This window comes from Mycobacterium sp., assembly GCF_035653355.1.
In the GTDB taxonomy this organism is placed as follows: Bacteria; Actinomycetota; Actinomycetes; order Mycobacteriales; family Mycobacteriaceae; genus Mycobacterium.
This window is the reverse complement of sequence record NZ_DASRBZ010000416.1, coordinates 1-8,587: the sequence shown is the minus strand read 5'-3', so window position 1 is coordinate 8,587 and position 8,587 is coordinate 1. Positions and strand designations below refer to the sequence as shown.

The 8,587-nt window shown below is 66.7% G+C and carries 9 protein-coding genes and 2 pseudogenes; 6 read left to right on the top strand and 5 right to left on the bottom strand.

The window, feature by feature from the left end; genetic code table 11:
• Positions 1 to 156, top strand: a pseudogene (locus VFA16_RS14380) (MBL fold metallo-hydrolase); the annotation flags it as partial.
• A 126-nt stretch (positions 157 to 282) separates the two neighbouring features.
• Here VFA16_RS14380 and VFA16_RS14375 read toward each other — a convergent pair.
• A complete protein-coding gene (locus VFA16_RS14375) occupies positions 283 to 1,014 on the bottom strand; it encodes an SHOCT domain-containing protein (RefSeq protein WP_324968467.1) in 732 nt (243 codons plus the stop codon).
• A gap of 116 nt (positions 1,015 to 1,130) precedes the next feature.
• On the opposite strand from VFA16_RS14375, the gene VFA16_RS14370 reads away from it, so the two are divergent.
• Both VFA16_RS14370 and VFA16_RS14365 read left to right on the top strand, forming a co-directional pair.
• The gene (locus VFA16_RS14370; protein WP_324968466.1) at positions 1,131 to 2,087 is read left to right on the top strand and encodes an SDR family oxidoreductase; all 957 of its coding nucleotides are present in this window, start codon (positions 1,131 to 1,133) and stop codon (positions 2,085 to 2,087) included.
• Positions 2,088 to 2,207: 120 nt separating this feature from the next.
• Positions 2,208 to 2,651, top strand: coding sequence for a hypothetical protein (locus VFA16_RS14365; protein WP_324968465.1), 444 nt, complete (start codon positions 2,208 to 2,210; stop codon positions 2,649 to 2,651).
• On the opposite strand, the gene VFA16_RS14360 is transcribed toward VFA16_RS14365, so the two are convergent.
• The 4 genes from VFA16_RS14360 to VFA16_RS14345 all read right to left on the bottom strand — a co-directional run bounded on the left by VFA16_RS14360 (position 2,648) and on the right by VFA16_RS14345 (position 7,226).
• Positions 2,648 to 4,396 carry an Hsp70 family protein gene (locus VFA16_RS14360; protein WP_324968464.1) on the bottom strand — a complete coding sequence of 583 codons (1,749 nt, stop codon included), beginning with the start codon at positions 4,394 to 4,396 and terminating at the stop codon, positions 2,648 to 2,650. The two genes, VFA16_RS14365 and VFA16_RS14360, sit on opposite strands and share 4 nt — an antisense overlap.
• A gap of 90 nt (positions 4,397 to 4,486) precedes the next feature.
• Entirely contained in the window at positions 4,487 to 5,560 is a 1,074-nt protein-coding gene (locus VFA16_RS14355) for a dihydrodipicolinate reductase (protein WP_324968463.1), read from the bottom strand.
• A complete protein-coding gene (locus VFA16_RS14350) occupies positions 5,560 to 6,159 on the bottom strand; it encodes a cytochrome b (protein WP_324968462.1) in 600 nt (199 codons plus the stop codon). The genes VFA16_RS14355 and VFA16_RS14350 overlap by 1 nt, the downstream gene beginning before the upstream one ends.
• A complete protein-coding gene (locus tag VFA16_RS14345; protein ID WP_324968461.1) occupies positions 6,156 to 7,226 on the bottom strand; it encodes a catalase family peroxidase in 1,071 nt (356 codons plus the stop codon). Before VFA16_RS14345 ends, VFA16_RS14350 begins: the two co-directional genes overlap by 4 nt.
• Positions 7,227 to 7,457: 231 nt before the next feature.
• Here VFA16_RS14345 and VFA16_RS14340 point away from each other — a divergent pair, with 231 nt between their 5' ends.
• From VFA16_RS14340 to VFA16_RS14330, 3 genes and pseudogenes are all read left to right on the top strand, one after another.
• A complete protein-coding gene (locus VFA16_RS14340; RefSeq protein WP_324968460.1) occupies positions 7,458 to 7,871 on the top strand; it encodes an MmpS family transport accessory protein in 414 nt (137 codons plus the stop codon).
• Between the two features lie 48 nt (positions 7,872 to 7,919).
• The gene (locus VFA16_RS14335; RefSeq protein ID WP_324968459.1) at positions 7,920 to 8,141 is read left to right on the top strand and encodes a hypothetical protein; all 222 of its coding nucleotides are present in this window, start codon (positions 7,920 to 7,922) and stop codon (positions 8,139 to 8,141) included.
• Positions 8,142 to 8,225: 84 nt separating this feature from the next.
• A pseudogene (locus VFA16_RS14330) lies at positions 8,226 to 8,587 on the top strand (cytochrome P450); the annotation flags it as partial.

Sequence of the window (8,587 nt, the reverse complement as noted above, 5' to 3'; positions counted from 1 at the left end):
CGCTCGTTCTCCGACTTCCCGACCATCCTGGCGTCGATCAAGGATCGCCTCGGCGCGCTGCCCGCCGACACCGTGGTCTACACCGGACACGGCGACACCACCACCGTCGGCGGTGAGATCGTCCACTACGACGAATGGGTGGCCCGCGGGCACTAACCCTCCCGCGAACGGGCACTGACCCCCTCCCGCGAGCGGGCGCAAAATGCCGGCCGTAGCGGCGTGTCGGCGTGCAAACACGCCCGCTCGCGGCGGAGGGATAGCTCGCGGTGACCGGGCAACGAGCTAGCGTCCGTCGAGGATGCGGCGTTTCTCCGCCTCGAACTCCGCTTCGGTCAAGGCACCCGAATCGCGCAGTGCCGCCAAGTTTTTCAGTTGCTCGACGCGCACGCCTTCGTCGCTGGGGGCGTACAAGGCGGCGGGCGTCGACGTCGTTGCAGTCACCGGCTGGCCGGTCGCTACCCGCTGTGGCCGCCGCCGAACCCGGGCCGACCACCACAGCGCGCAAACCAGGTTCAGCAGGCCAAGCGCGGCCAACACGGCGAACACCCACACCAGCTGGCCGTGCGAACTACGCTGCCCGAATGCCAGTCGTGGGCTGATGAATCCGCCGACTTGCCCACTGGCTTTGACGTAGTAGGTGCCCTCGACGGGAACCTGCACCAGCCACACCCGCCGATGTGCGTCATTGTTGATTGTCGTTGTGCTGCCGAAGCTTTCGGTCACAGCCGGGTCCGCGACTCCGGCGGGCGGGATGAGCGTCATGGTGAGCCGCGGCACCGGCAGGCCACTGCCGCTCGGACTGCTGATCACCCGGGTGTGGAAGCTGACCGTGACTTCGCCGGCGGGCAACCGCAGGCTGCCCGACCCCGGGACGGGCACCTCACCGTAGGCGTCGTACTTGTCGAGCACGAACGCGTTGAGCATCAGGGTGGCTATGAGGCCGACGACGCCCACCACCAGCGTGACGATGGACATGATCACCGCGAACCTGGTCGCGGCTTTTGCACCGGTCATCGCCGCAGTCTGTCACGGTTGGCCGCGCATCACCGCCCGACGTCGGCCACCCCTTTTTGGTGCGGCCACGCGTGTGCGGCGTTATGGTTCGCCCCATCCACACACGAGGAGCACCCATGGCCACCAAACTCGACGTCACCGTGCCAGACCTATCCGGAAAACTCGCCGTCGTCACCGGGTCGAACAGCGGCCTCGGTTTCGGGCTGACGCGTCGGCTGGCCGCGGCCGGCGCCGACGTCGTCATGGCGATCCGCAACCGCGCCAAAGGCGAGGCGGCGATCGCCCAAATCCGGGCGACGGTACCCGACGCCAAGCTGACCATCAAAAACCTCGACCTGTCGTCGCTGTCCAGCGTCGCAGCGCTAGGCGAGCAACTCAACGCCGAGGGCCGCCCGATCGACATCCTGATCAACAACGCCGGCGTGATGACCCCACCGGAACGCGACACCACCGCCGACGGTTTCGAACTGCAATTCGGCAGCAACCATCTCGGGCATTTCGCGCTGACCGGGCGGGTGCTGCCGCTGTTGCGTGCCGCCGAACATGCACGGGTCGTCTCGCTGAGCAGCCTGGCCGCGCGGCAGAGCGGCAAGATCCACTTCGACGACTTGCAGTTCGAGAAGTCGTACGCGCCGATGCAGGCCTACGGTCAGTCGAAACTGGCGGTGTTGATGTTCGCCCGCGAGCTCGACCGCCGCAGCCGCGAGGCCGGCTGGGGCATCGTGTCCAACGCCGCCCACCCGGGCTTGACCAAAACCAACCTACAGATCAGCGGCCCGTCGCACGGTCGCTCCAAGCCCTCGGTGATGGAACGCTTGTACAAGCTGTCGTGGCAGCTGACGCCGTTCCTGTGGCAAGACATCGACGAAGGAATCCTGCCCGCGCTCTTTGCGGCGGTGTCGCCGAACGCCGAGGGTGGCGCGTTTTACGGACCTCGGGGTATCTACGAGCTCGCCGGCGGCGGCGTCAAGGCAGCCAAGGTGCCCGCGCGCGCCCGCAACGACGCTGACAGCCGACGATTGTGGGAGATCTCCGAACAGCTCACCGGCGTCAGCTATCACAAATCGAACTAACCACTGCCCCGACGGCGCGTCCGCACACCCGAAACTGCCGAATCGTTTTGAGGCTTGAGTCCAGCGGGTAACGTCACCTCGGGCCGGGCAAGTGTCATCACTCGACAGGGGGACACGATCATGACCGCTCACGAGGGCGAACAAGGCGACGGCGAAAAGCGCGACGAGGCACGCGACGACGCCGAGCAGCCACAAGACGCCGAGCAGCCACAAGAGGACTCTGATCGGTCGGAGTCGTCCGACGAGGGCAAGGAAGACTCAGATCGGCCGGAGCCGTCCGAGGAGGGCAAGAAAGAAGTCAAGCGGATGGCGAGCGCCTACGAAGACCGCCCAACAGCGGTGATGCCCGGCACCGACAAGACGATCACCGGCACTGCGGTCCACGAGTGGCTCGACGACGAGGGCAACCCCAAATTCGGCGACCCTGACGAACACCCCTTCGCGGATGACAGCTCCCAGGAGGATGACCAGCAGGACGGCGACCAGCAGGAGAGCGAGCAAAAGGAGACCGCGGAAGCGGCCGACAAGGACCGCCCCGACCAGCAGCGCGAGCCGTCGAACTAGCCGGCTTGTCCACCGGGTCCCGGCCCCGGCTGGAGGAATCCCGGAACGCCGGGAATTCTCGGGATAGGCGGCACCACCGGCGCTGGAGCCGACGTCGTCGTCGGCGCCTGCGTCGTTGTTGCGGTGGAGGTCTGGGTAGTCGTCGGTTGAGTTGTCGTCGGCTGCGTTGACGACTGCGGTGGGGTGCTCGACTCCGTTGACGACGGAGTCGACGGCGACTCGGTTACCGTCGTGGTCTCGGTGCTGGAGGTATCGGTCGCAGGAGCGGAGCTTCCCGGCGACTCGGGCGTCGTGCTGACACTGGGTGATGGCGTCGTCGGAGCGCCGCCGCCGGACGTGTGCCGCAACGCGATCATGATCGCCGCGGCCAACGCCAGCACCACCAGAACCGTTCCGATGACTAGAACTGCCGGCCGGCGATACCACGGGACGACGGGCCGGCGGGCTTCGACTTGGCCTTCCGGGCGGTCGACCCGCGGCCGCGCGGTCGTCGCGCTGACGTTGTACGGCGCTGGGTACTCGCCGGTGCTGATCGGCATGATGCCCGAATCGTCGTCGGCCTCCGACCACGCCAGCGGCGGTGCGCCGCCCGACTCCGGCGCGGCCTCGGCCATCATCGTTGGATCCGCCGCCTCCGCGAAGGGATCCAACGCCGCGGCCATGGTCGGGGCCACTGCCGTTGGACTGTCGTCGGCGGGGCCACGTGCGGCCCGCAACGCTGCACCGATCGCCGCCGTCAGGTGTGGCCGCGGTGCCGTGATGACCGGAACTTGCAGCTGCTGCGACAGTGTCGTAGTGACGGCCGGCATATTGGCTCCGCCGCCCACCGCGGCGACTCCGGCGAGACCGGCAGCGTCAATACCGTTGCGTTCCATGCTTTGTCGGAGCACGGCTACAAAACCGTCCAGCGGCTGGCGGATCACATCGTCGAGCTCGGCCCGGGACAGTTGAACGTCGCCACTGAACCCCGGCAACTCGGCCAACAGGGTGGCCACCGTGCTGGACGACAGCTGCTCCTTGGCGTTTCGGCATTGCGCCCGCAGCCGCGTCAGCGAGCCGATCGCCGACGTGCCGGCGGTGTCGAACGAACCCTCCGCCGACAGTTTGGAAACGACATGGTTCAGCAGCGCCTGGTCGATCTGGTCACCGGCGAAGTCGCTGTGTCGCACAGTGGGCGCGACGGGCTGGTAACCGTTGGCGGCGTCGACCAGGCTGAGGCTGCTACCGGTGCCGCCGAAGTCGCACACCGCGATGATCCCGCGGGTCGGCAGGCCGGGATTGGCTTGCAGCGCGACCAGCGCCGCGGCCGCGTCTGGTGCCAGCACGACCGGCTGCGGGCCACGTGACCATTCGGCGACCCGGCTCAACGCCCCCCGCAACGCGTCGACCGCGGCCGGCGGCCAGTGCGCCGGGTAGCTCACCGCGACGGCCTCCGGCAGCGCGCGCCCGCTGGTTGCGGTGTAGGCCAGTGCGCGGAGTGCGTCGGCGACCAGCGTTTCGGGTCGGTGTGTCGAGTCGTCGGATGCCACGATCCCGGCCGGATCTCCGACCTTCTCGACGAAGTCGGTGATCACCAGGCCCGGCTCGGTCAGGTTCGGGTTTTCCGACGGCACTCCGACTTCGGGCGGACGGCCCCGATACAGCGTCAGTACCGGCTTGCGGGTGAGGGCACGGTCGGCGGTGACCGCCGCCAGGTTGGTGGCGCCTATCGACAGGCCTACCGCCGGGCGTTCTCCGTTTGCCATCTCGTCCTATCCAGTCGTGGCCTGTCGGGCGCGCGGCCGCACACCGGGCACCAATTTATAGGCAGCGCGGGTGTGCGCTGCACGGGCGCGTCAGCGAATGGTGCCGGCGCCCCCGATCAGCGGAAGGTCCAGCGCGGTGACCCAACCGGGTGACAAGTCGTTGACGGCCGGGACTGCGTTGAGCGCACGCATCCCGGTGGCCAGGCATCCGGCTGTGGCGGCGTCACGCCCGGAGCCGTCCGTGAACCGAAAGGCGGTCTCCTGGAGGATGCTTGGTGTTCCGTCGATGTCCACTCGGTACACGTCGTCCTGGGTTCCTTTCGGCCAGTCGGGCGCGGCGTCGTGACCGATGCGGTTGACGTGTTCGAGCTCGATGCGGGTCTTGCCTTGGTAGATGCCGTTGATGGTGAACCTCACCGCCGCTACCTGTCCTGGTTTGATGACACCCTTCGCCGTCTTGCGCTCAGTGGGCGTCACCCACGTGGCCCAGGTGGTGGTGATCTCGTCGAGCATGATGCCGGCGGCGTGGGCGATCATCGGGACCGTGGCGCCCCAGGCGAAGATCAGCACGTCGGGGTTTCGCAGCACCGGCCGGAATTCGGGTTCGCGGCCGATGCCCATCTCGTTTTCATAGTCGCCGGTGTAGTTGGTGTAATCGAGCAGCTCGGATGCTTTGACCTTGCGTACTTCGGAGCACACGCCCATCAGCGTCATGGGCAACAGGTCGTTGGCGAAACCGGGGTCGATGCCGGTGGTGAAACACGATGACTCGCCCAGCTCGCAGGCTTCGGTGATCGGCTGGATCCAGCTGGGCGGGTTCAGGTGCATGGTCGGCCACACCCAGGGCGTCATCGCGGTGGAGCAGACGTCGATGCCGGCTCGCAGGAACCGGGTCATCAGCGCGATGTTGTCCTTGGCGTGCGCGGCGGTCGGGCCGTAGTGCACCAACGCGTCGGGCTTGAGCGCGATCAGCGCGTCGACGTCGTCGGTGGCGGTGATGCCGACGGGCTCGGGTAGCCCGCAGATCTCGCCGACGTCGCGGCCCACCTTGGCGGGGTTGCTGACGCCGACGCCCACCAGCTCGAACAGCGGGTGCTTGACGATCTCGGCGATCACCAGCTTGCCGACGAAGCCGGTACCCCACACCACGATGCGTTTGGACATCAGCCGCCTTCCGTCTCACCACCCCCGATCACCCTAAGCGGACGGCCCGCGCGGTGGGCCGGAGTCAGCGCGAACGTCATCCGGGACAGCATCCCGTCACGCAGCGTCACCGTGTGCAGAACGATCGCCGAAACGTGCGCGGCGATCACTGCCACCAGCGCGTACGCGACAACCGAATGTGCCTGGCGCAGCAGCGAAAACAGGTGGGCGTCAAACGGCGCGATGCGGGGAAGGCGCCCGGATCCGAGCACGACCACCGGGCTTCCGCCGGCCGACAGCATGGCCCACCCGATGAGCGGCTGGGTCAGCAGCAGCGCATACAGCGACACCTCGGAAACCACGACAAGTCTGCGTTCCAGCGTCCCCACCGTGCACGGCATCGCCGGGGCTCGATGAGTCAGTCGGTTGATCACGCGGATCACCACGGCGGCGAAAATCGTCACGCCGAGCGTCTTGTGAACGACGACCAGCCGGGCGTAATCGCTGACCGAATTGACCATGACGAACCCGATGAACAATGCGGCAAACACCAGAGCGGCCATCAGCCAATGCAAGAACCTGGTCAACCGGGTGTATCGACACGCTTCGGCTGCGGTCATCGCGGCACCTCGACCGCGGGTGGGTGCGCGGTTTCGGCGGTTCGGCGTCGGTATGAGGCCGCGTAGACAGCTGACCGGGCACTCAATAGCGGGTCGTCGGAAGGTTCGACGCCGTCGGGCAGGATCAGCGGATCGAAGTTGACATCGCGTGCGTTGCCGCGCTTTTCGGTTGCCACCGAGGTCAGCGTCAGTTGCCCGGCGTCGACGGTCCGACGATCGGCCGGCCATGGCAGCGTCGCGTCGCGGACGGGATCCGATGCTGTGCCGACGGTGAGCATCAGCCGCCACCCCAGCGGCCCCGACCGCAGCTGGCGGATCAGGACGTCGAACAGGGCGTTAGGTCCCGACGACGCCGGCAGCGCCTGCTGCATCGGGATCAGCGACCACCGCACCGGTGTCCGTCGGTTCGACTCGTTGACGAAGTAGAACGCATGCAGTCCGCGATAGGTGCTGTCGGCGAAACCCACTGTCGGCGGATGCTCTTCGACGATCTTCAAAGCGCGCTTGGTTTCCGGATGGGCGGCGAGAAACCGCGACATTGCCGCGGGATCGGGTTTTCCCGTCGCCGGAACGACAGCGGACGCGATCAGCCGGTCGTAGAAGCCCTGCGGCGAATTGTCCAAGAACACAGGCAGATTCAGCATCGCCGTGCGCCATTGCTGTCCGCCGGGGAATCCGAAAGCCAGTCCCAGCCCGCGCGCCGCCGCGGGCGCATCGGCCACCTGCGGGTTTCCTCCGCTCAGCGAGAAGCGACCGATCACCGGGGTGCGCCCGGGCCGGAACACCGCCGCCTTGGACAGCTCGCCGCCGTTGCCGTTGCTGTCGAAGTAGCCGGCAACGGCGACGCCCTTGGCGTGGTTCTTGCGGAAGCCCAGTTGTCGGCCGAATACCTTGGCAAAACCGTCGATGAACACCTGCGGCGTCAACCGCGTAGGACCCACCCAGGCGTTGGCGTCAAGCAGCGCGCCCAGGTCGGCCGTCAGCAAGGCGCCGACCGCGGCAACGCCGCCCAAGACATCGCGTCTGCGCACATGAACGGGCCCCAAGCGTTTCGGTGGTTGTGTCACCAATCAGCTCCTTTGACGGTGAAAAGGCGCGGCATCCCAGTACCGTCTACGGCGGTCGGGCGACGCCGGTTCAACCGCGGGTCACTGGCGGCAGTGACGTTCGTAGATTGATTACCGTCGGTTTCGCCGACATTCGGCTTCCCGTCGTTTCCTGGCCGGGACGGTCATGCTGGCTTACTTTGCGAAAACATGCTGATACCGCGGCGCGTCGTGCCACCATGTAACACCACTATGACCAATCCACCGTCACCACAGGGGCCGTGGAGCAAGCATCGCACCGGGGCCTCGATCTTGTTCGGGATAGCCGTCGCGTTCTCGGCCGTTGCCGCCGTCGGCGGAGCCGCCGCCGGCCAAGCCACAGCGGATCGCCCGCTTTCCCCGCCGACTAACGAAACGGTTCGCTACCAAGTCAGCGGTAGCCCGGGCGCGGCCGAATACATCACCTACGAGGTGGACTATCACCAGCAGTACGAACCGAATGTGCCGTTGCCGTGGACGAAGCAATTCAGGTCACCAGTCGGTCTGGTGTATGTGCTGAGTGCACAAGGCCCTGGTTCAATCACCTGCACGATCTCGATCAACGGCACAGTGGTGAGCAACACGACGGCCACGGGCACGCCGGCGCGAGCATCCTGCTCGCACTGACGCATCAGAACACTGTTTCCGCGATTTCGGTGGCGGATACTCGCGGATATGGCTTTCAAACTGTGGCTCGGCAGTGACGACGATCCCGCGGACTGCGGGGACGGCGACGTCTACGAGTTCCTGGACGGCGGCGTGCTCGGTGTTCACTATGCGACTCCCGGACGTTGGTCGGACTACTACCCAGCGGGCGGCTGGACCCGCATCGCAGCCGAGCCCAACCATCGGCCCGGGGAGCCGCTGGATCGCTCCATCGGACCGGACTTCGAATGAACGGTCGACTGCCTTCGCCTTCAGGATTGGGCGTCGGCGGTTAGGCTCGCGACAGTAATTCCCTCATCGAGGAGGGCAGTCGCCATGGGTATTGCGACTCGGGTCAACGGCGCCGCGCCGCCTGAGGTGCCGCTTGCCGACATCGACCTCGGCTCTTGGGATTTCTGGGCGCTTGACGACGACATTCGCGACGGAGCGTTTGCCGCCCTGCGACGCGAGGCGCCGATCTCATTCTGGGCCGAACCGGTCCAGCCGGGGTTCGAAGTGGGAGGCGGGCATTGGGCGCTGACCAAATTCGACGACGTCTTCTACGCCAGCCGGCATCCGGAGATCTTCAGCTCGTATCCCAACATCACGATCAACGACCAACCGCCGGAGGTCGCCGAATTCTTCGGCTCGATGATCGCGCTGGACGACCCGCGACATCAGCGCTTGCGCTCGATCGT